At 69.9% G+C, this 22058-nt stretch carries 19 protein-coding genes; 8 read left to right on the top strand and 11 right to left on the bottom strand.

From position 1 onward, the window contains the following. Positions 1-8 precede the first annotated feature (8 nt). The 6 genes from phnL to phnG are packed head-to-tail and all read right to left on the bottom strand — an operon-like array spanning position 9 to position 4575. A complete protein-coding gene (gene phnL / locus C6569_RS13125) occupies positions 9-713 on the bottom strand; it encodes a phosphonate C-P lyase system protein PhnL (RefSeq protein WP_106749277.1) in 705 nt (234 codons plus the stop codon). A 7-nt stretch (positions 714-720) separates the two neighbouring features. Beyond that, positions 721-1509 (bottom strand): phosphonate C-P lyase system protein PhnK, encoded by a 789-nt coding sequence (gene phnK / locus C6569_RS13120; protein WP_106749276.1) that lies wholly within the window; start codon positions 1507-1509, stop codon positions 721-723. After that, complete coding sequence (locus C6569_RS13115; protein WP_106749275.1) at positions 1506-2408, bottom strand: alpha-D-ribose 1-methylphosphonate 5-phosphate C-P-lyase PhnJ; 903 nt, start codon at positions 2406-2408, stop codon at positions 1506-1508. Before C6569_RS13115 ends, phnK begins: the two co-directional genes overlap by 4 nt. Continuing rightward, positions 2405-3511, bottom strand: coding sequence for a carbon-phosphorus lyase complex subunit (locus C6569_RS13110; RefSeq protein WP_106749274.1), 1107 nt, complete (start codon positions 3509-3511; stop codon positions 2405-2407). The genes C6569_RS13115 and C6569_RS13110 overlap by 4 nt, the downstream gene beginning before the upstream one ends. 3 nt (positions 3512-3514) lie before the next feature. Continuing rightward, positions 3515-4114 (bottom strand): phosphonate C-P lyase system protein PhnH, encoded by a 600-nt coding sequence (gene phnH, locus C6569_RS13105; protein WP_106749273.1) that lies wholly within the window; start codon positions 4112-4114, stop codon positions 3515-3517. Beyond that, a complete protein-coding gene (phnG, locus tag C6569_RS13100) occupies positions 4114-4575 on the bottom strand; it encodes a phosphonate C-P lyase system protein PhnG (RefSeq protein WP_106749272.1) in 462 nt (153 codons plus the stop codon). Before phnG ends, phnH begins: the two co-directional genes overlap by 1 nt. Positions 4576-4704: 129 nt before the next feature. On the opposite strand from phnG, the gene phnF reads away from it, so the two are divergent. Beyond that, a complete protein-coding gene (gene phnF, locus C6569_RS13095; RefSeq protein WP_106749271.1) occupies positions 4705-5439 on the top strand; it encodes a phosphonate metabolism transcriptional regulator PhnF in 735 nt (244 codons plus the stop codon). A gap of 7 nt (positions 5440-5446) precedes the next feature. On the opposite strand, the gene phnE (C6569_RS13090) is transcribed toward phnF, so the two are convergent. The 5 genes from phnE (C6569_RS13090) to phnC form a co-directional block, all read right to left on the bottom strand. Continuing rightward, entirely contained in the window at positions 5447-6328 is an 882-nt protein-coding gene (gene phnE / locus C6569_RS13090) for a phosphonate ABC transporter, permease protein PhnE (protein ID WP_106749270.1), read from the bottom strand. After that, the gene (phnE, locus tag C6569_RS13085; RefSeq protein WP_106749269.1) at positions 6325-7221 is read right to left on the bottom strand and encodes a phosphonate ABC transporter, permease protein PhnE; all 897 of its coding nucleotides are present in this window, start codon (positions 7219-7221) and stop codon (positions 6325-6327) included. Before phnE (C6569_RS13085) ends, phnE (C6569_RS13090) begins: the two co-directional genes overlap by 4 nt. A 9-nt stretch (positions 7222-7230) precedes the next feature. After that, a complete protein-coding gene (gene phnD, locus C6569_RS13080) occupies positions 7231-8145 on the bottom strand; it encodes a phosphonate ABC transporter substrate-binding protein (protein ID WP_106749268.1) in 915 nt (304 codons plus the stop codon). A 70-nt stretch (positions 8146-8215) separates the two neighbouring features. Further along, on the bottom strand, positions 8216-9133 hold the full coding sequence (gene phnD, locus C6569_RS13075) for a phosphonate ABC transporter substrate-binding protein (protein WP_106749267.1): 918 nt from the start codon (positions 9131-9133) through the stop codon (positions 8216-8218). A gap of 39 nt (positions 9134-9172) precedes the next feature. After that, on the bottom strand, positions 9173-9979 hold the full coding sequence (gene phnC / locus C6569_RS13070; protein WP_106749266.1) for a phosphonate ABC transporter ATP-binding protein: 807 nt from the start codon (positions 9977-9979) through the stop codon (positions 9173-9175). Positions 9980-10199: 220 nt separating this feature from the next. Between phnC and C6569_RS13065 the strand changes: the two genes are divergently transcribed. From C6569_RS13065 to C6569_RS13035, 7 genes are all read left to right on the top strand, one after another. Beyond that, positions 10200-10814, top strand: a complete 615-nt coding sequence (locus tag C6569_RS13065) for an LbetaH domain-containing protein (RefSeq protein ID WP_106749265.1) — start codon at positions 10200-10202, stop codon at positions 10812-10814. A gap of 166 nt (positions 10815-10980) precedes the next feature. Further along, on the top strand, positions 10981-13686 hold the full coding sequence (locus tag C6569_RS13060; RefSeq protein WP_106749264.1) for a bifunctional acetate--CoA ligase family protein/GNAT family N-acetyltransferase: 2706 nt from the start codon (positions 10981-10983) through the stop codon (positions 13684-13686). Between the two features lie 300 nt (positions 13687-13986). Next, on the top strand, positions 13987-14298 hold the full coding sequence (locus C6569_RS13055; RefSeq protein ID WP_106749263.1) for a GNAT family N-acetyltransferase: 312 nt from the start codon (positions 13987-13989) through the stop codon (positions 14296-14298). A 78-nt stretch (positions 14299-14376) separates the two neighbouring features. Further along, the gene (locus tag C6569_RS13050) at positions 14377-16014 is read left to right on the top strand and encodes an acyl-CoA dehydrogenase family protein (RefSeq protein WP_106749262.1); all 1638 of its coding nucleotides are present in this window, start codon (positions 14377-14379) and stop codon (positions 16012-16014) included. Positions 16015-16495: 481 nt separating this feature from the next. After that, positions 16496-17488 (top strand): fatty acid desaturase, encoded by a 993-nt coding sequence (locus C6569_RS13045; RefSeq protein WP_106749261.1) that lies wholly within the window; start codon positions 16496-16498, stop codon positions 17486-17488. A 132-nt stretch (positions 17489-17620) separates the two neighbouring features. Then, positions 17621-18826, top strand: coding sequence for an efflux RND transporter periplasmic adaptor subunit (locus C6569_RS13040; protein ID WP_181313745.1), 1206 nt, complete (start codon positions 17621-17623; stop codon positions 18824-18826). Positions 18827-18838: 12 nt separating this feature from the next. Continuing rightward, positions 18839-21973 (top strand): efflux RND transporter permease subunit, encoded by a 3135-nt coding sequence (locus tag C6569_RS13035; protein ID WP_106749259.1) that lies wholly within the window; start codon positions 18839-18841, stop codon positions 21971-21973. Positions 21974-22058: the final 85 nt, after the last annotated feature.

The raw sequence follows: 22058 nt of genomic DNA, 5'->3' as shown, positions 1-22058 counted from the left end.
GGTCGTCCTCATGCGGCGCTCGCGGCGAAGCGCGTGACGTCGACGATGCGGGTGGCGACCCGCTCGCGGACGTCGTCGTCGTGGAAGATGCCGACGATGGCGGTGCCGGCGGCCTTCTTGGTCTCGATCAGGTCCACCACCGCTGCGCGATTCCGGGCGTCGAGGGAAGCCGTCGGTTCGTCCAGCAGCAGCAACGGATGGTCGGCGATGAAGCCGCGGGCGATGTTCACCCGCTGCTGTTCGCCGCCCGAGAAGGTGGCGGGGGGCAGCGACCACAGCCGCTCCGGCACGTTGAGCAGGGTCAGGAGCCGGCGGGCGCGGGCCTCGGCCTCCTCGCGGGAGAGGCCGAAGGCGGTCGCGGCCTCCGCCACGACAGTGAGCGCGGGAACCCGGGGAATGACGCGCAGGAACTGCGAGACATAGCCGATGGTGTTGCGCCGCAGCGCCATGACGCGGCGCGGGGCGGCGGTGGCGACGTCCACGGTCTCGGACCCGTCCACCACGCGGATGGCGCCGGCATCGGCGCGGTAATTGCCGTAGATCATCTTCAGGATCGACGACTTGCCGGCGCCCGAGGGACCCCCGAGCACGACGCATTCGCCGGGGGCGACGTCGAGGGAGATGCCGGAGACGACCGGGATCACCAGCCCGCCCTGCAGGTGCATGGTGAAGCTCTTGGCCAGGCTGTCGAGGGAGAGGAGGGGCGCGGTCATGTCCGTCTCACGGCTGCAGGATGGAGGAGACGAGGAGCTGGGTATAGGGCTCGCGCGGGTCGTCGAGCACCTGGTCGGTGAGGCCGGTTTCGATGGCGCGGCCGTCCTTCATGACGAGAATGCGGTGGGACAGGAGGCGGGCGACCGCGAGGTCGTGGGTCACCACCACGGCGGCGAGGCCGAGATCGGCGACGAGGCCGCGGACGAGGTCGAGGAGGCGCGCCTGCACGGAGACGTCGAGCCCGCCGGTCGGCTCGTCCATGAAGACGAGGCGCGGCGCCGTGACGAGGTTGCGGGCGATCTGCAGGCGCTGGCGCATGCCGCCCGAATAGGCGGTGGGACGGTCGTCGATGCGGTCCGCATCGATCTCGACGCGCTCCAGCCAGGTCTCGGCCTCCTCGCGGATCTTCCCGTAGTGCCGCCAGCCGACCGCCATCAGCCGCTCGCCGACATTGGCGCCGGCGGAGACGCCCATGCGCAGGCCCTGTTCGGCGTGCTGGTGGACGAAGCCCCAGTCGGTGCGGAAGAGGAAGCGCCGTTCGGCCTCGGAGAGGGTGAGGATGTCGCGGGTGACGCCGTCGCGCATGCGGTAGAGCACGCGGCCGGCGGAGGGTTCGAGCTGGCCGGAGAGGAGCTTGAGGAGCGTCGACTTGCCGGAGCCGGATTCGCCCACCACGGCGAGGACCTCGCCGGGGAAGAGCTCGAAGCCGACGTCGCGGCAGCCGATGCGGGCACCGTAGAACTTCGTCAGGCTCTCGGCTGTGAGAAGGGGCGTGTCGGTCATGGCGTCGCTCATTCCGCAGCTCCCGCGATCGCCGCCGGAGCCTCGCCGAGAAGATCGCCGCGATGGCCCTCGGCGCGCCGCTCCTCGCAGTGGTCGGTGTCGGAGCAGACGAACATCCGCCCGCCCGCATCGTCGGTGATGACCTCGTCGAGATAGGTGTGCGTGGCGCCGCAGAGGGCGCAGGCATGGTCGAACTTGGTCGGCTCGAAGGGATGGTCCTCGAAATCGAGCGAGACAACCTTGGTGTGCGGCGGCAGGGCGTAGATGCGCTTCTCGCGGCCGGCGCCGAAGAGCTGCAGGGCGGCGCAGTCGTTCATCTTCGGATTGTCGAATTTCGGCGTCGGCGAGGGGTCCATCACGTAGCGGTCCTCGACCTTCACCGGATAGGCGTAGGTGGTGGCGATGTGGCCGTGGGTGGCGATGTCCTCGTAGAGCTTCACATGCATGAGCCCGTAATCCTCGAGGGCGTGCATGACGCGCGTCTCGGTCTCGCGTGGCTCGAGGAAGCGCAACGGCTCGGGGATCGGCACCTGGTAGACCAGGACCTGATCGGCGGTCAGCGTCTTCTCGGGGATGCGGTGCCGGGTCTGGATGATGGTGGCCTCGGCCGTGTGGGTCGTCGTCTCCACGCCCGAGGTCTTCTCGAAGAACTTGCGGATGGAGACGGCGTTGGTGGTGTCGTCGGCGCCCTGGTCGATGACCTTCAGGCGGTCGCTCGCCCCGAGGATCGCGGCGGTGACCTGCACGCCGCCGGTGCCCCAGCCGTAGGGCATCGGCATTTCGCGGGAAGCGAAGGGCACCTGATAGCCGGGAATGGCGATGGCCTTGAGAATGGCGCGGCGGATCATCCGCTTCGTCTGCTCGTCGAGATAGGCGAAGTTGTAGCCGGAGGCGGTCTGGTGGACGGTCATTCTGCGGCCTCCTTGAGGGGCTCGCCGCCCGCCTGCCGTTCGGCGATCTCCCGCCGCATCTGGCGGATGAGGCCGAGCTCGGCCTGGAAGTCGACATAGTGCGGCAGTTTCAGGTGCTCGACGAAGCCGGTCGCCTGCACGTTGTCCGAGTGCATCAGCACGAATTCCTCGTCCTGGGCGGGTGCCTTCACCTCCTCGCCGAGCTCTTCTGCGCGAAGAGCTCGATCGACCAGGGCCATGCCCATGGTCTTCCGCTCGCAATGGCCGAAGGCGAGCCCGTAGCCGCGGGTGAACCGCGGCGGTTCGGTGGCCGAGCCCTTGAACTGGTTGACCATCTGGCACTCGGTGACCGTGATCTCGCCGAGCGGCACGGCGAAGCCGACATCCTCGGCGACGAACTCCACCTCCACCTCGCCGAGGCGGATCTCGCCGGCGAAGGGATGGGAACGGCCGAAGCCGCGCTGGGTGGAATAACCGAGCGCGAGAATGAACCCTTCATCGCCCCGGGCGAGGTTCTGCAGGCGCAGGTCGCGGCCGGCGGGCAGGTCCAGGGGCTCGCGGGTGAGGTCTGGCACCGGCGCGTCCGGATCGCCCGGCGGGTTGCGCTCGATGAGGTCGTCGGCGCCGAGGAGGTCGGTGACGCGCGGCATGGCGGTTTCGCCGGCCGGCGCGTGGGCGGGCTCGGGGACGTCCGCGCCCGCCTCCAGCAGGAAATCGACGAGGCGGTGGGTGTAGTCGAAGGTCGGCCCCAGCACCTGGCCGCCGGGAATGTCCTTGAAGGTGGCGGAGACGCGGCGCGCCACCTGCATGGCGCCGGTGTCGACGGGTTCGCTGGCGCCGAAGCGCGGCAGGGTGGTGCGGAAGGCGCGGACGAGGAAGGCCGCCTCCACGAGGTCGCCGCGCGCCTGCTTGATGGCGATGGCGGCGAGGTCGCGGTCGTAGAGCGAGCCCTCCGTCATCACCCGGTCGACCGCGAGGGTGAGCTGTTCGCGGATCTGGGCGGGCGCGACCTCGGGCACCGCCGGGTCGCCGCGCCGGGCATGGGCGAGGAGGCGGTGGGCGTTGTCGATGGCGCGCTCGCCGCCCTTGACGGCCACATACATGGGTCAGGCCTCCACGACAGTGACGCGGGTGGTACGGGGGAGGGCGGCGACGCCCTCGGGACCGGCGAGGACGAGGTCGACCCCGCGCGGGAAGAGCGCATGGTTGGCCGCGAGGCGGTCGGCGATGTCGGCGGGCAGGCCGGCGACGGCGAGATGGGCGTGGCCGGAGATGCCGGGACCGGCGAGACGGAAGCGGGTGGCGGCCCCGGAGAGCGCCTCCACCTGCACGATCAGCGTCGTCGAGCGGTCGGGATAGACGTCCGTGCCCTGGGCGAAGCCGGCAAGGTCGGGCAAGGCGGCGGTGTCGGCGACAAGGGCGAAGGCGGCCTGCGAGGGCGAAGTGCCGATGCGCGCTCCGGTGTGGAAGGCGAGCCAGGCAGCGACGTCCGGCGAGGCGGCCAGCGGGCCGTCGAGCCAGAGCGGCGTCTCGTAGTCGGCGAGCGCCACGGCGACAGCGGCGGCGACAGGCGACAGCGGCGTCGGGGCGCCGGCGAGGCCGTCGACAGGCTGGAGCGTGCCGGGGCGGGCCATGGCGTTCATCACCGCCCGGAAGGTCTTCTGGGCGTCGTGGACCGGATCGGCGAAGGCGCGGGCGAGGGCCATCAGTTGTCTCCGCGCACCATGGTGAAGAAGTCGACGCGGGTGGCGGCGGCGCGCTCCCGCTTCGTCACCGCCTCAGCGGCGATGCGGTCGCGGACCGGGGCGAGCAGGGTCTCGACGGCTTCGCGGGTGGCGGGCGCCTGCCAGAGGGCGTCCGCCAGCGCCGCGAGCCGCGCCTTCTCCCGGTCGCGGCCGAGCACGTGGCCGAAGCCGATCACGCCCCCGGGGAGCGAGATGGCGGCGCGGGTCACCGTCGCCTCGCCGAGGTTGAAGGGGGCGCCGTCGCCGCCGATGCGTCCGCGCACCATGACGAGGCCGATCTCGGGTGCGCGCAGGACCTCCGCGCCCTCGCCGGCCAGGGTTTCCAGCGCCGCCAGTTCGCCGACGGTCGCGCGGGCGACCGTCGCCATGGTAGCCTTGCGGGCCGTCTGCAGTGAATCGGTGGGTTCGGAACGGTCTGTCATGATTTGTATATTCGTCTAGACGATTATGGTTTTATGACAGTTCGGGTTCCGGGGCAAGCCGCTTGCGGCGCCGGGGCGGACCGGGTGATGGGACAGGCGTGCATATCGGCCGCCAGCCGTGACAGGCGAATGACGGGAGGGGCAATGCTGGCGCGGGGCAGGGGAGTGACGGTCTGGCGGCAGATCGCCGAGGCGATCGAGGCCGAGATCGCCGGCGGCGGCCTGGTTCCGGGCACGCGCCTGCCGACCGAGGCGGCGCTGACCGAACGCTTCGGCGTCAACCGCCACACGGTGCGCCAGGCGGTGAAGTCGCTGGTCGACAAGGGGCTCGTCCGGGTCACCCAGGGCTCGGGCACCTATGTGGAGGCGAAACCCCTCTCCTACCCGATCAGCACCCGCACGCGCTTCTCCGAGATCGTCGTCGGGCAGGCGCGTGATCCCGCCGGTCGTCTCCTGGGGCACAGGCAAGCCGGCGCCAGCCTCGAGATCGCCGAGGCGCTGGACCTGTCGCCCGAGGATCCGGTGATGCTCATCGAGAGCGCGCATTTCGCCGACGGGGTGCCGATCTCCTGGGCTCTCGCCGCCTTCCCCCTCCCGCGCTTCGCCGAGGTGCCGGAGGTCTATGGGGCGACAGGGTCGATCACGGCGGCGCTCTCGGCCTGCGGCGTGCCGGACTATCGCCGCGCCTCGACCCGCATCGGTGCGGCCGTGGCCGACGCCACGGATTCGGCCCGGCTGGAGATCGCGGAAGGCCGGCCCGTCCTCGTCATCGACAGCATCAACGTCGACCCCGACGGCGTGCCGATCCAGTGGGCGCGCTCGCATTTCTGCGCCGACCGCGTCCGCCTGACGGTGGGCGGCTAGGGCCGGCTCAGGGCGCCCCGCGCTCTCCGATGAGGGCGAAGCGCAGCCGCGTCGAGACCTGGTCGATGATCGCGACGGTGACGAGGATCATCAGGATCAGCGCCGAGACGTGCTGATATTCCAGCACGCGGATCTGCTCGGCCAGATGCAGGCCGATGCCGCCGGCGCCGACGATGCCGATGATGGTCGCCGAGCGCGTGTTGCTCTCGAAGAAATAGAGCACCTGGCTGCCGAAGATCGGCAACACCTGGGGCAGGATGGCGAAGCGGATGCCGTGCAGCTTTCCGCCGCCGGTGGAGGAGATGCCCTCGGAGGCCTTGCGGTCGGCGGCCTCGATCGCTTCGGAGAAGAGCTTCGAGAACAGGCCGACATTGGCGCAGAGCAGGGCGAGCACGCCGGCGAAGGGGCCGAGGCCGACCACGCTCACCCAGATCAGCGCCCAGATCAGCTCGTCGACGCCGCGGATGGTGTCGACGATGCGGCGCGAGAGGAAATGCACGACGACGTTGGGCACGACGTTCTTCGCGGCGAGGAAACCGACCGGCAGGGCGAGCATCGCCGCTGTGAAGGTGCCGAGGAAGGCGATGGCGACCGTCTCGGCAAGGGCGTGGAGATAGACGAAGAACTTCGCCCAGGTGCCGGTGGAGGGCGGCAGCATGAACCAGAGGAACTGGCCGAGCTTGCCGACGCCGGTGACGAGCTTCGCCGCATCGAAATCGAGCACGACGAGCCCGTAGGCGAAGAGGCCGGCGAGGAGGGCGAGGATCAGGCCGGTGCGGATCCTTCGGGCGGGTGAGGGGCGGAAAATCTCGGGGTGGCGCTGGATGAGCCCGTCGCGGTCGGCACGGGCTGCGAGGCGCAGCGGATGGTCGGTCGTCGGCATGGTCATGAGCGGTTGTCCATGCCGATGAGGTGATGGCGCAGCCGCTCTGTGGCGAGGTCGATGACCATGACCGTGGCGATGATCAGCACCAGGATGGCGGAGACGTCGGAATAGTAGAACTTGCGGATGGCCTCGACGAGGTCCTGGCCGATGCCGCCGGCGCCGACGAAGCCCATGACGGCGGCGCCGCGCACGTTCACCTCGAAGCGCAGCAGGGCGTAGCTGGCGAAGTTGGAGAGCACCTGCGGCACCACGGCGAAGCGCATGCACTCCGCCCAGGTGGCGCCGGTGGCGGTCAGCCCGTCCACCGGCTTCATGTCGATGTTCTCGGCCACCTCGGCGAACTGCTTGCCGAGCGCACCGAAGGTGTGGATGGCAATCGCCAGCACCCCCGGCACCGGGCCGAGGCCGAAGGCGACCACGAAGATGAGGGCGAAGACGATTTCGGGCACCGTGCGGCAGAATTCCAGCCAACGCTTCGCCAGGAAGCCGATGGTGGAATTGGGCGTGAGGTTGCGGGCGGAAAGGAAGGCGAAAAGTAAGCCGCCGATGGCGCCGGTGAGCGTGCCGACATAGGCGATCAGCAGCGTCTCCCAGAGGAGCTTCATCCACTTGTCGAAGCCCCACATCCATTCGACGGGGTCGAACAGGACGAAGCGGCCGGCGGCGGCGCCCTGCTCGAGGGTGAAGATGCGGCCGAGATAGTCGGTGAAGCGCCAGAGATTGGTGAAGAAGGTCGTCGGGCGCACCTCGGCCACGATCCCGGCCACGACATAGGCGAGCGCGAAGAGCGCGAGGCCGAGGACGAGCTGGCGACGCTTGGCGGAGACCGCCTCGGCATAGGCGCTGCCGAGGGCGGCGAGCTGGTGGTCGGGCAGGCGGGGAACGGCGCTGGACATGGTGAGGGATCAGCTCCGCCGCCGGCGCATCTGGTCGATGAAGCGCGAGAGATCGATCATCACCTGATAGTCCTCGGTCCTGACGGGAACGTAGCTGGTGGCGGTGCCGTCGCTGATGCGCAGGAAGGCCTCGCGGTCGGTAGCGGCGGCCTCGACGAAGGCGCGGCGCACCGCCTCACGGAGGGCTTCCGGCGCCGAGCGCATCATGGTGATGGGCGAGCCGGGAATGAGGTCGGAACGGAAGATGATGCGGTAGTCCTCGGCACGGGCCATGGACTTGGCGACCATGCGCAGAAGGTTCGACTCGCGCTCGGTGTTCCACCAGTTGAAGGCGGCGTCGCAGGTGCCCTGGCCGAGGCCGATCACCGCGTTCTCGTGGCTCCCGGAATAGACGATCTTGCCGAAATGGGCCTCGGGGTCGATGCCGAGCTTGTTCATGGCGAAGCGCGGCACGTTGTTGCCGGAGGCCGAATTGGGGTCGACGAGGCAGAGGTTCCGGCCCCGGAGGTCCGCAAGGCTCTGGGCCGGGTCGGCGGCGCGCACGTAGAGCACCGAATAGTAGCCGATGGCGCCCTGGGAGTTGGCCATGGTCACGAGCGGCTCGACGCCGTTCTGGGTGACGATGGCGGCGCGGGCATAGGCGGCCGGGCCCATATGGGCGAAGTGGACCTGTCCGGCGCGCAGGCTCTCGATCACCGCGGCATAGTCGCTGGCGACCCTGAGGGTCACCTTCACGCCGAGGGCCTTCGACAGGTAGGCCATGAAGGGGGAATAGCGGTCGAGCACGCCCGAGGAATTCTCGGACGGAATGATCGAGAAGACGAGTTCGGGATGGGTGCGGCGCCAGTCCTCCGCCTGCCCGAGGGCCGGCGCGGCGAGGGTCAGACTGGCGGCGAGGGCCAGGGCGAGCCGGCGCGAGAGCATGGCGGATGTCCTGGGCGTGTCTTCGGAACGACGAGGGGCTCCCGCGCGGCGGGAGCCCCGGTTCATGCCGTCAGGAGCGGGCGCGGCGCATCTGATCGACGAACTTCTGAAGTTCCACGACGGGGATGTAGTCCTGATGCGTGACCTTCTGGAAGCCGCGGTCCTTGCCGTCGGAGAGGCGGTCGAAGGCGGCCTTGTCCTTCTGCGGAGCCTCGAGGAAGGCCTTCAGGATGGCGGCCTTGGCGTCTGCCGGCAGCGCGGTGAGCCAAGCATAGGGCGACCCCGCGATCAGGTCGGACTTGAAGATGATCTTGAAGTCCTCGTTGCGCACCATGTTCTTGTTGACCATGCGCGAGAAGTTCGAGTCCTGCTCGGAGTTCCACCAGTTGAAGGCGGCGTCGCAGGTGCCCTGGGCCACCGCCGTGATGGCATTCTCGTGGCTGCCCGCATAGACGACGCGAGCGAAATGCTGGTCCGGATTGGCGATGCCCATGCGGCTCATGGCGAAGCGCGGCACGTTGTTGCCCGAGGTCGAGTTGGGGTCGACGAGGCAGAGATTCTTGCCCTTCAGGTCCTGGATCGAGGCGGCGGTGCTGTTGGCCTTCACATAGAGCACCGAATAGTAGCCGATCGAGCCGTCGGAATTGATCGTCGTGACGAAGGGCTCGACGCCGCCGTTGGTGACGGTGTGGGCGCGCACATAGGAGGAGGGGCCATAATACCCGAGATGGATCTGGCCGGCACGCTGGCCCTCGATCACCGCGGCATAGTCGTTGGCGATGCGGAGCGTCACCTTCACGCCGAGCTCCTTCGACAGGTAGGCGTTGAACGGCGCCATGCGCTCGGTGAGGCCCGAGGCGTTCTCTGCCGGCACGACGGCGAAGACGAGCTCGGGAAAGCGCGTCTGCCAGGCGCCCTGGGCGGAAGCGGCAGCGGAGGCGAAGGGAAGGCCGGCGAGGCCGGCGACGATCTGGCGGCGGTCAAACATGGGATGGTCTCCGGGACCCGGGGTGGATGAGGGAATGCGTCAGGCGAAGGCCGCCGCCGGCAGGGCCGGGGCAGGGACGGGAACGGGCGTGTGGCCGTCGAGGACGTCGCCGGATTCGATGCCGTAGAGGTCGCGGGCGACGTCGTCGGTGAGGTCAGCGGGCGCGCCGTCGAAGACGACACGACCCTGGGCCATGCCGACCAGCCGGTCGCAATAGGACCTGGCGAGGTCGAGGGAATGGAGGTTGCAGACGACGGTGATGCCGTAGTGCCGGTTGATCCGCTGCAGCGCATCCATGACGATGCGGGTGTTGCGCGGGTCGAGCGAGGCGATGGGCTCGTCGGCGAGGATGATCTTCGGTTCCTGCACCAGGGCGCGGGCGATGGCGACGCGCTGCTGCTGGCCGCCGGACAGGCTTTCGGCACGCTGCGCGGCGAGCGAGGCGATGTCGAACTGCTCCAGGGCGGAGAGGGCGATGGCCTTGTCCTCGGCGCTCCAGAGCTTGAGCAGCGAGCGGGTCTGTCCCACATGGTTGAGACGGCCCATCAGCACGTTGGTCAGCACGTCGAGGCGGCCGACCAGGTTGAACTGCTGGAAGATCATGGCGCAGGACTGGCGCCAGTCGCGCAGCGCCGCCCCCGAGAGGGCGGTGACGTCGCGGCCTTCGCAGAGGATGCGACCGGAGGAGGGTTCCTGCAGGCGGTTGATCATGCGCAGCAGGGTGGACTTGCCGGCGCCCGAGCGGCCGATGATGCCGACGAAGGCGCCGCGGGACACATCCAGCGAGACGTCGTCCACCGCGATCTTCGCCCCGAAGCGTCGCGACAGCCCGTCGATCGTCAGCATCCGCCAGCTCCCGGTGAACAGCGAGGCGGCAAAGGGACGAGCCTTCGCCTGCCCAGCGCTCTAGGCCAGCCGAATTACAGTCGTGTGACAGGTTTCGGGCAGAAGGCGGCCGCGCGATTTCTGGGGAATACAGCGGGGCCGTCATGCGCCCGTCATCATCGCGTCATCCGTGGCGGGGACGTGCGGCCCGCGCACGCAGCGCAGACAGGATTATGCCGCCATGAGCAAGCTGGGTCCCGAACCCTCGATCCATCCCACCGCCAACGTGCGGGACAGCCGGCTCGGCGCCTATACGGAGGTCGGCGCCCGCACCGTGATCGCCGAGACGGAGATGGGCGACTATTCCTACATCGTCCAGGACGGGCAGATCGACATGTCGACCATCGGCAAGTTCTGCTCCATCGCCTCCCATGTGCGGATCAACCCCGGCAACCACCCGATGGAGCGGGCGAGCCAGAGCCACTTCCTCTACCGCGCCTCGCGCTATTTCGACGGCGAGCCGGACGAGGCGGGCTTCTTCGACTGGCGTCGATCCCATGCCGTGACGATCGGCCACGACGTCTGGATCGGCCATGGCGGCGTGGTGCTGGCGGGCAAGCATGTCGGGACCGGCGCGGTGGTGGCGGCGGGCGCCATCGTGACCAAGGACGTGGCGCCCTACACGGTGGTGGGCGGCAATCCGGCGCGGGTGATCAAACGTCGTTTTTCGGAAGCGGTCGCCGAACGGCTGGAAGCGCTCGCCTGGTGGGACTGGGACCACGAGCGGCTGCGGCAGGCGCTGCCGGACTTCCGCACGCTGCCGGTGGAGGCTTTCCTCGAGAAGCATGGCGGCTGAGCCGCGTCGGCCTTCCTAGCGTCATGTGTGCGGTGCAGCATTGATCCATGTCGTCGCGCCCGGCGGGTGATCACGACGAGATGGCGGCGCCGGTCTTCCTGCGCCGCCGTCCTGTGCCTAGAGTGCGCCCCCGGCCTCTGCCCCCTCGCCCCGACGGAGACCCGCCATGTCCCTCTATCGTCTCGACCGGTTCTTCGCGCCGCGCTCCGTCGCCGTCGTGGGCGCCACCGACCGGCCGCACTCGATGGGGCAGGCACTGATGGCCAACATGAAGCGCGCCGGGTTTACCGGCCAGCTCCTGCCGGTCAATCCGAAACACGGGAGCGTGGCGGGCCTCGCCGCCTTCCCCTCCCTCTCCAGCCTGCCGGTCGTGCCCGACCTCGCCGTGCTGGCGACGCCTGGGCCGAGCGTGCCGGCGCTGGTGGAGGAGGCGGCGCGGCTCGGCGTGCCGGCGGCGGTGGTCATCTCCGCGCTCGACCGCAAGGGATACGAGGCGGCGAGCGGCCGGCTCGGCGCCGCGGTGCGCGAGAAGGGGATCCGTCTCGTCGGGCCCAACTGCTTCGGCGTCATCGCGCCCCATGGCGGCGTCGATGCGAGCTTCGCCTCGCGGCGGACGCGGCCGGGCTCGCTGGCACTGGTGTCGCAGTCGGGTGCCATCGCCGCGGCGCTGCTCGAGTGGGCGGAGGTGCGGCATATCGGCTTTTCCGGCGTCGTCACGCTCGGCGACCAGCTCGACGTCGATACCGGCGACTGCCTCGACTATTTCGCCGCCGACTATCGCACGCGCGCGATCCTCGTCTACATCGAGGCGATCAAGGACGTGAGGAAGTTCATGGCCTCCGCGCGCGCGGCCGCGCGCTCGAAGCCGGTCATCGTCCTGAAATCGGGCCGCAGCCTCCAGGCGGCGAGCGCTGCGAAGTCCCACACGGGCGCGCTCGCGGGCGCGGACGACGTCTACGCCGCGGCCTTCGCGCGCGCGGGCCTCGTGCGAGTCAACGACCTCGACGAACTCATCGCCGCCGCCGAGACCCTGTCGCGCTATCCGACGTTCTCCGGCGACCGGCTCGGCATCGTCACCAACGGCGGCGGGCTCGGCGTGCTCGCCGTCGACGCGCTGGTGGATCACGGCGGCCGGCTCGCCGGCCTCGGCACGGCGACGAAGGCGACACTCGACGCCGCCATGCCGCCGACCTGGTCCGGCGGCAATCCCATCGACATCATCGGCGACGCCGACGCGCCCCGCTACGCCGCTGCCATGGAGGCCGCCCTCGACGACCGCGAGATCGACGCGGTGCTGGTGATGAACTGCCCGACGGCGCTGCTGCCGAGCCTCGACGCCGCCGAGGCGGTGGCCGGCGTCATCACCGCCCGCAAGGCCCGCGGCGGCCGCATGAAGCCGGTCTTCACCGTCTGGCTCGGCGACCAGGAGGCGGCCACCGACCTCTTCGCCAAGGCCGGCCTGCCGAGCTATCCGACGGAATCGGAGGCGGTGCGCGGCTTCATGCACATGGTGCGCTACCGGCGCGGCCAGGACGCGCTGATGGAGACACCGGAAAACGCCGAGATCGTCTCGCCGGAGGACCTCGCGGCGCTACGGGGGGAACTCGACGCGGCGGTGAAGGCGAGCAAGCGCTGGCTCGACCCGATCCTCGTCGACCGCATCCTCACCGCCTACGGCATCCCGACCGTGCCGGTCGCCGCAGCGGCCTCGGCCGGCGAGGCGGGCGATTTCGCCGAGCCCTTCCTGAAGGCAGGCCAGGCCATCGCCGTGAAGATCCTCTCCCCCGACATCACCCACAAGTCCGACGTCGGCGGCGTCAGGCTCGGGCTCGCCACCCGCGCGGCGGTGGAGGCGGCGGTCAGCGAGATGCTCTCCCGCGTCGCCGCCGCCATGCCGAAGGCGCGGATCGACGGCGTCATGGTCCAGCCGATGATCCACCGCCCCGGCGCCATCGAGCTCATCGCCGGCCTCGCCGACGATCCGACCTTCGGCTCGGTGATGCTGTTCGGCCGCGGCGGCAAGGCCGTCGAGCTCATCAAGGACCGCGCCCTCGCGCTGCCGCCGCTCGACATGCGCATCGCCCGGGACATGATCGCCCGCACCCGCATTTCGAAGCAGATGGCCGGCTATCGCGACGTGCCGCCCGTGGACACGCCGAAGGTGGCCGAGATCCTGGTGCGGCTGTCGCAGCTCGCCGCCGACCTGCCGCAGGTGGCCGAGATCGACATCAACCCGCTGCTGGCGGATGCCTCCGGCATCCTCGCCCTCGACGCCCGCATCGCCGTCGGCGCGCCGAAGGCGAGGGGCCTGGTGCGCGGCGGCCATCCGCGCTTCGCCATCCGCCCCTATCCGAAGGAATGGGAGCAGGACCTCGTCACCGAGAGCGGTTTCGCCTGCAGGGTGCGTCCCGTCCGCCCCGAGGACGAGCAGCTGTTCCGCTCGTTCTTCGAGCGGGTGAACCCGGACGACGTGCGCCAGCGCTTCTTCGCCCCGGTGAAGGAATTCTCCCACGCCTTCATCGCCCGCCTCACCCAGATCGACTATGCCCGCTCGATGGTTCTGGTGGCCCTCGACCCGACGGGGGGCGACATGCTCGGCGCGGTTCGGCTCCACGCCGACCCGGACAACGAGAACGCCGAGTATGCGATCTTCGTGCGCTCCGACCAGCAGGGCCGCGGCCTCGGCCTGTCGCTGATGAAGATGATCATCGCCTATGGCCGCCGGCAGGGAACGAAGCGCATCTACGGCCAGGTGCTGGCCGAGAACGTCCGCATGCTGGCCCTGGCCCGCGACCTCGGCTTCGTGGTCGGCCCCGATCCCGACGACCACGCCCTGCAGAAGGTGGTGCTGGAGCTCGGCGAGGGGGGATAGATTTCGCGGCAAAGCCAGGCGGCGCCTGGATTCGGGTGGAAAGTTATCATGCAGCGTCACGCTGGGTGGTAGGATTTCGGTCAGGTTGGGGAGGTGCGCCGGAAGCCCTCTCGTCGCTCAATCGCCGGACGGGTTTCAGCGTCCCCGTCATCCCCGGCGAGGCCGAAGGCCGGCTGATGGGGCCATTGCGCCCTGTTCCCTTGCATCGGCGCAAGCCCGACTTGGGCGCAGGCGGCTTGTCTCGGCCGGCCAACGGGACGAGGCTCATACCCGCCCCGTTTCCCCGAAAGGAGCTTTCCCATGACCACCGCCGCCATCGACGTCGTCGACAACCCCGAGGCCCAGCAGTTCCAGGCGCGCATCGACGGCCATCTGGCCTTCGCCGAATACCGGCTGATCAAGGGCGCCATCATGTTCACCCACACGGAGGTGCCCTCCGCCCTCGGCGGGCGCGGCATCGGCTCGGCGCTGATCCAGGCCGGGCTGAAGGCGGCACGGGAGCGCGATCTCAAGGTCATGCCGGTCTGCCCCTTCTTCGCCGCCTGGTTCGGCAAACATCCGGAGGACCGCGACCTGCTGCACCCCTCCTACAAGACGGCCCTCGGTCTCTGAGCCGTCCCTTCGGCCGATGGCCGGGGGGAGCCGCCCGTGGCAGTGTCGCCGAACCCGCGACCCTGCCGGAGAGCCGCCATGCCCCGCCACGCGCCCTCGACCCGCCTCGCGACCCACGAGGTGACGAACCAGCCGCCGGATTTCGCCGGCCGCAACCTCTTCACCAGCGACCCCGTGCTGCGCCACTGGGCGCTGCGCGAGGGAGGCGACTGGGTCGACGGGCCCCTGACGGCGCTCGGCGCCGCCGTGGGCTCGGAGGAGGTGCTGGCCTTCGGCGAGGAGGCGAACCGCTATCCGCCGGAACTCACGGTTTTCGACCGCTATGGCCGGCGCATCGACGAGGTGCGCTTCCACCCGAGCTACCACCGGCTCATGGACCTCGCCATGGCACACCGGATCCATTCCATCGCCTGGGCCGAGGAGCGGCCGGGCAACCACGTGGCCCATGCCGCGCTGCTCGCCCTGTTCACCGAGGCCGAGCAGGGCACGATGTGCCCGATCTCCATGACCTATGCGAGCGTGCCGGCGCTGCGCCACCAACCCGACGTCGCCGCCGCCTGGGTGCCGAAGATCGTCGACGGCACCTATGACGCGCCGCTGAAGCCCATCGCCGAGAAGCGCGGCGTCACCGTCGGCATGGCGATGACCGAGAAGCAGGGCGGCAGCGACGTGCGCGCCAATACGACCCGCGCCGTCCGCGACGGCGAGGCCTTCCGCCTCACCGGCCACAAATGGTTCTGCTCGGCGCCAATGTGCGACGCCTTCCTGACGCTGGCGCAGACGGAGAGGGGGCTCTCCTGCTTCCTGGTGCCGCGCATCACGCCGGACGGCGAGCGCAACAACCTCCACGTCATGCGGCTGAAGGACAAGCTCGGCAACAAGTCCAACGCCTCCTCCGAGATCGAGTATCACGACACCCATGCGGTGCTGCTCGGCGAGGAGGGGCGCGGCGTCTCCACCATCATCGAGATGGTGCACCACACCCGGCTCGACACCATCGCGGGCACGGTCGGCATCATGGGCATGGCGCTGGCGCAGGCGCGGCACCACGTGGCGAACCGCCGCGCCTTCCAGAAGACCCTGATCGACCAGCCGGCGATGCGGGCGGTGGTGGCCGATCTCGCGCTGGAATACGAGGCGGCGGTGGCGCTGACCATGCGGGTGGCGCGGGCCTTCTCCGGCACGGGGGAGGGCGAGCGGGCCTTTGCGCGCCTGGCGGTGGCGGTGGCGAAATACTGGCTCACGAAACGCAACCCGAACTTCGTCTACGAGTGCATGGAGTGCCACGGCGGCGCCGGCTACGTCGAGGAAAGCCCGCTGCCGCGGCTGTTCCGCGAAAGCCCGCTCAACGCCATCTGGGAGGGGTCCGGCAACGTCATTGCGCTGGACATCCTGCGGACGCTCGGCCGCGAGCCGGCGGCGCGGGAGGCCTTTGCGGCGGAGGTGACGGCGGCACGGGGGCAGAGCCCGGTGCTGGACGGGGCGATCGAGGAGCTCTTCGGGATGCTGCGGCGGGTGCCGGCCGAGGCCGAGGCGCGGCGGGTGGCCGAGCGCATGGCGCTGGTGCTGCAGGGGGCGCTGCTGGTGCAGGGAGCGCCGGCGGCGGTGGCGGAGGCCTTCATCGCCACGCGGCTCGGGGCCGAGGGCGGCCGCAGCTTCGGGGTGCTGCCGGCGGGAGCCGACGTGGACGGGATCGTCGCCCGCGGCGCGGGGTAGGGGCGGTTGCCTCGGCGGGGCCCGGCCGCGGAATGCCCCACCCGCACCCTCCCCGCCGTCGCGGGGAGGGGACGTCGACGTCGCGGCCGCTTCGCGTCGGACAGACCTCGCCCCGGCGACCTAAGTTCCGGCGGGGAAGACTTGTGTGGGCGACATTCGTCCCACTCGAAGGGCCGGGCCTGGCACACGCCCGACGGCATGGGCGCGAGGCGGTAGTCTCCCTCTCCTCGCGCAGCGAGGGGAGGGTACGGGTGGGGCCATTTTGGTGGCAGGGCTCTCCCCCTCCCCCGCATCGCTGGCGCTCGTCGACGTCTCCTCGCCGGGGAGAGGTGAAGCGGCGGGGAGGCGGCGTCGCATACATCAATCGTGAACGGTGCGGGAGTGCGGCGGCCTTGACCGCCTCCGCCGCTTCGGGCATCGCTCCCGCTGCGATTGACGCGGCGCAGCAAGCCGCGGCCTCGCCGGCCACGAGGCTCTGGACATGAACAGCGTTCCGCAGGCGGTGGAGTTCGACGTCGACGACGAGGAGACCTTCGTCCCGGCGCTGGGCGAGACCCATTCGACGCGGGCCAAGCAGATCCTCAAGGCCCATCCGGAGATCCGCGGGCTGATCGGCCGCAATCCCTGGACGGCAGCGATCACCGCCGCCTATGTCGGCGTACAGATCGCCGTCGCCGTCGCCTTCGGCTGGGCGGGCGCCTCGTACTGGTGGCTGGCGCTGATCGTCGCCTACGGCTTCGGCGCCTTCCTCAACCACGGGCTCTACGTCGTCGTCCACGACGCCACCCACAACCTGATCTTCCGCAGCCGCCTCGCCAACCGGCTGGTGCTGCTCGCCGCCGACGTTCCGCAGGTCCTGCCGGGGGCCATGGGCTTTCGCGCCTGCCATCTCGCCCATCATTCCCATCTCGGCGAGATGGACGGCGACACCGACATTCCGCACGAATGGGAGGCCCGGCTGATCGGCCATTCCACCTGGCGCAAGGCGCTGTGGTTCCTGTTCTTCCCCGTGTTCCAGGTGCTGCGGGTGACGCGGGTGAGGGGGGTCGCCACCTTCGACCGCTGGACGCTGGCGAACTGGGCGGTGAACTTCGGCTTCGCCGCGCTCCTCGGCTGGCTCGCCGGCTGGACGGCGGTGCTCTATCTGTTCGCCTCGTTCTGGTTCGCCATCAGCCTGCATCCCCTGGGCGCGCGCTGGGTGCAGGAGCATTTCACCGGCGACGAGGAGCACGACACGGCCAATTATTACGGCCCGCTCAACGGCGTGGCGCTCAACATCGGCTATCACAACGAGCACCACGACTTCCCGTCGATCCCGTGGAACCGGCTGCCCGAGGTGACGCGGATCGCCCCGGAATTCTATCTGAACCTGCCGAGCCATTCGTCGTGGACGCGGCTGCTCGTGACCTTCATCACCGATCCCGCGCAGTCGCTGTGGACGCGCACGGTGCGGCCGGAGCCGGGCGGCGCCTGAAGCCGGCGCCGGTGGCCTAGTCCATCGGGCCGAATGGCGCTTCGCCGCAGGCCGCCCCAGGGTGCCCCATGGGCAACCACGGTCCGCGCGCACCGGCGCGCCGGGTCGACACGGCAAGGGCTAGGGACTTCCATGCTGCGCGTGATCATCGTCTTCGGACTGCTGGCCGTCGTCGGCGGCATCGCCACCTGGCGGCCGGACCTCGCGGAGAAGGCCTATCACCAGGCCCAGGCCTTCATGGCGCCGAAGCCCGCCGAGACGCCGCAGGCGCAGGGACGCCGCCCCGCCGGCGGCCCGCCGGTCGCCGTCACCATGGCGCGCGCCGAGAAGCGCCCCATGCCGATCGTCATCGAGGCGGTGGGCACGGTGCAGCCGATCGCGGCGCTGCAGATCAAGTCGCGGCTCGACAGCCAGGTGATGGCCGTCCACGTGGCCGAGGGCGCGGCGGTGAAGGAGGGCGACCTGCTGTTCAGCCTGGACGACCGGGTGCTGAAGGCGCAGCTCGCGCAGCTCGAGGCGCAGATCCTGCGCACCAAGGCCCAGCTCGAACAGGCGCTGCGCGACCGCGACCGCGCCATCGACCTGTCGCGCCGCAGCGTCGGCACCGAGGTGGCGCGCGACAACGCCATCACCAACGTCAAGTCGGTGGAGGCCCAGCTCGCCTCCGACGAGGCGAGCCGCAACAACGTCCAGACCCAGCTCAGCTACACGCAGATCCGCGCGCCGATCTCCGGCCGCATCGGCTCGATCGCCGCCAAGGTCGGCACCTCCGTGCGCAACGCCGACACGACGGCGATGGCGACGATCAACCAGATCGATCCCATCCACATCGCCTTCGCCGTGCCGCAGTCGGTCTTCTACGAGATGCGGGCGATGCTCGGCGACGACCCGTCGCGCATCAAGGTGGAGGCGAGCGTCGGCGGCCGTATCTCCACCGGCGGCATCGCCTTCGTCGAGAACCAGGTCGACCTGACGACCGGCACGGTGACCGCCAAGGCGCGGATGGAGAACGGATCCGAACAGCTCTGGCCGGGCTCCTTCGTGCCGGTGAAGGTGACGCTCGGCGTGCAGGACGACGCGGTGGTGATCCCCGCCGTGGCCCTGCAGGTGGGGCAGAACGGCCCCTATGTCTTCGTCGTCCGCGACGGCAAGGCGGCGGTCGTCACGGTGCAGGTCGCCCGCACCCTTGGCGACCTCGCCATCCTCGCCGACGGTCTGGCGGGAGGCGAGCAGGTGATCACCTCAGGCCAGCTTCGGATCGCCAACGGCACGCCGGTGGCGGCGCGCCCCGCCGGCACCGCCGAGGGCGCCGCCCAGCCGCGCGCCCCGCAGAGCTGAGGAGACAGGGCCATGCTCTCGGAGCTCTGCATCCGCCGTCCGGTCATGACCATCCTGCTGATGGTCTCCTTCCTCGCCGCCGGCATGTTCGGCTACCGGCAGCTGCCGGTGGCGGCCATTCCGCGCGTCGAGTTCCCGACCATCCAGGTGAGCGCCCAGTTGCCCGGCGCGAGCCCGGAGACCATGGCCTCCTCGGTGGCGCTGGTGCTGGAGAAGCAGTTCTCCACCATCGCCGGCGTCACCTCGATGACCTCGACCTCCTCGCTCGGCAACACCTCGATCGTGCTGCAGTTCGACCTCAACCGCTCCATCGACGGCGCGGCGCTCGACGTGCAGTCGCAGATCTCCACCGCCATGCGGCGCCTGCCGGCCGAGCTGACGACGCCGCCGAGCTTCAGGAAGGTCAATCCCGCCGACCAGCCGGTCATCTTCCTCGCCATCTCCTCCGACGTCGCCCGCCTCTCCGACGTCGACCGCTTCGCCAATTCCTCCATCCTGCCGCGCATGGCCTCGCTGCCCGGCGTCGCCCAGGTGCTGATCTACGGCACGCAGAAATATGCCGTGCGGGTGCGGGCCGACCTCGAACAGCTCGCCGCCCGCGGCCTCACCCTCACCGACCTGCAGAACGCCCTCGCCAACGCCAACTCCAACCGCCCGGTCGGATCGGTGAACGAGGGCGGCCGCGCCGCCATCCTCGACGCGACCGGGCCGATCACCCGCGCCGCCGATTACGGGCCGGTGGTGGTCGCCTGGCAGAACGGCGCGCCGGTGCGCGTCTCCGACGTCGCCTCGCCCATCGACGGGGTGGAGAACGACCGCATCGCTGCCTGGCTCGACGGCAAGCGCGCCATCGTCCTCGCCGTGCAGCGCCAGCCCGACGCCAATACGGTGGACGTGGTCGACCGCGTCAGGGCGCTGCTGCCGCAGATCCAGGGGGAGGCCCCGGCCTCCTACAACATCACCGTCCTCAACGACCGGTCGAAGTCGATCCGCGAGTCGGTGGCGGACGTGGAGTTCACGCTGGCCCTCGCCGCCCTGCTCGTCATCATCGTCATCTGGTTCTTCCTGAAGAGCTGGCGGGCGACGCTGATCCCGGCCCTGGCACTGCCGATCTCCATCGTCGGCACCTTCGCGGTCATGCACGTGCTCGGCTATTCCATCGACAACATCTCGCTGCTCGCCCTCACCCTGGCGGTGGGCTTCGTGGTCGACGACGCCATCGTCATGCTCGAGAACATCATGCGCTACATCGAGGAGGGCATGGATCCCTTCAAGGCGGCGCTGGTGGGCTCGCGCGAGGTCGGCTTCACCATCATCTCCATGACCATCTCGCTGGTCGCCGTCTTCATCCCCGTCCTGTTCATGGGGGGCGTCGTCGGCCGCATGTTCGCGCAGTTCGGCGTCGTCATCTCCACGGCGATCCTGATCTCCGGCATCGTCTCCCTGACGCTCACGCCGATGCTCTGCTCGCGCGTGCTGAAGCCGATCGACCACCACGCCAAGCCGATCTTCCTGCTGCGCTGGTTCGAGGCCTTCTTCTCGGCGATGACGCGCGGCTACGGCTGGTCGGTGCGCAAGGTGGTGGGCATGCCGGTGATCATGATCGGCATCACGCTCGGCACCTTCGCCCTCACCTATGTCCTCTTCCGCGACATCCCCAAGGGCTTCTTCCCGACCGAGGACAACGGCCTCATCACCGCCGCGACGGTCGGCCCGGACGACGCCTCCTTCGAGGCCATGGTGGCGCGCACCCAGGCGCTCGCCGCCGCCATCCGCACCGATCCCGACGTGGCCATGGTCATGGCCAATGCCGGCGGCGGCAACGCGGCCAACACGCAGAATGCCGGCCGCCTGTTCATCACCCTGCGCGACAAGCCGGAGCGCAAGGATTCGATCCAGGTGGTCATCGCGCGCCTGCGCCGCATCGCGGCCCAGGTGCCGGGCATCCAGATCTTCTTCGTGCCTGTCCAGTCGATCAATGTCGGCGCCGTGCAGAGCCGCTCGCAGTACCAGTACACGCTGACCGCGGCCGACCTCGACCTGCTGCGCCAGTATGCGCCGCTGGTCGAGCAGCGCATGCGCACCCTGCCGGGCATCCTCGACGTCAATTCCGACCTGCAGATGCGGGCGCGCTCGACCTCGGTGGAGGTCAACCGCGACGCCGCCTCGCGCCTCGGCGTGACGGCGGACCAAATCCGCTCGACGCTCTATTCGGCCTTCGGCTCGCGCCAGGTGTCGACCATCTACGCCTCGGAGGACACCTACCAGGTGATCCTGGAGGCGGACCCCAAATACAACGATACCGCCAACATGCTGCGCCGCCTGACGGTGCGCTCGTCCTCGGGGGCCATCGTGCCGCTCGACGCGGTGGCGAGCCTGCGCGAACAGCCGACGGCCCTGACCGTGGGCCATCTCGCGCAGCTCCCGGCGGTGACCATCTCGTTCAACCTGCCGCCGGGCGTCGCCCTGTCGCAGGCGGTGACGCTGATCGAGGGGGCCGCCCGCGAGGTGGGCCTGCCGGCGAACATCGCCACCAGCTTCCAAGGGACAGCGCAGGTGTTCCAGCAGGCGGTCGCCAACCAGGGCCTCCTGCTGTTCGCCGCCGTACTGGTGATCTACATCATCCTCGGCATCCTCTACGAGAGCTTCATCCACCCGCTGACCATTCTGTCGGGCCTGCCCTCGGCCGGCATCGGCGCGCTGCTGACGCTGCAGCTCACCGGCTTCGACCTCTCGGTCATCGCCATGATCGGCCTCGTCATGCTCATCGGCATCGTCAAGAAGAACGCCATCATGATGGTCGACTTCGCCATCGAGCGGCGCAATGCCGGGGCCTCCGCCAAGGAGGCCATCGTCGAGGCGGCGGTGCTGCGGTTCCGCCCGATCATGATGACGACGCTCTGCGCCATCCTCGGCGCCGTTCCCATCGCCATCGGCCATGGCGCGGGCGCGGAGCTGCGCATGCCGCTCGGCGTCGCGGTGGTCGGCGGCCTCGCGGTCTCGCAGCTCCTGACGCTCTACATCACGCCGGTCGTCTATCTCATGTTCGACGGGCTGTCGGGGCTCATCTCGCGGCGCGGCAGCGTCGGCGAGCCGGCTCCGGCGTCGGCGCCCGCCGGTGCGGTGCACGGTCAGCCGGCGGAGTGATCCGGCCGGCGACACGACAGGTTCGCGGGGCCGTGATGGGCCCCGTGCGGCGCGCGCATTGACAGCGATCCCGCGCGGGCCCTAG

Origin of the sequence: Phreatobacter cathodiphilus (assembly GCF_003008515.1) — a bacterium.
GTDB lineage: Bacteria > Pseudomonadota > Alphaproteobacteria > Rhizobiales > Phreatobacteraceae > Phreatobacter > Phreatobacter cathodiphilus.
Note: the sequence above shows the minus strand (reverse complement) of the source record. Positions and strands in the feature narration are given on the sequence as shown.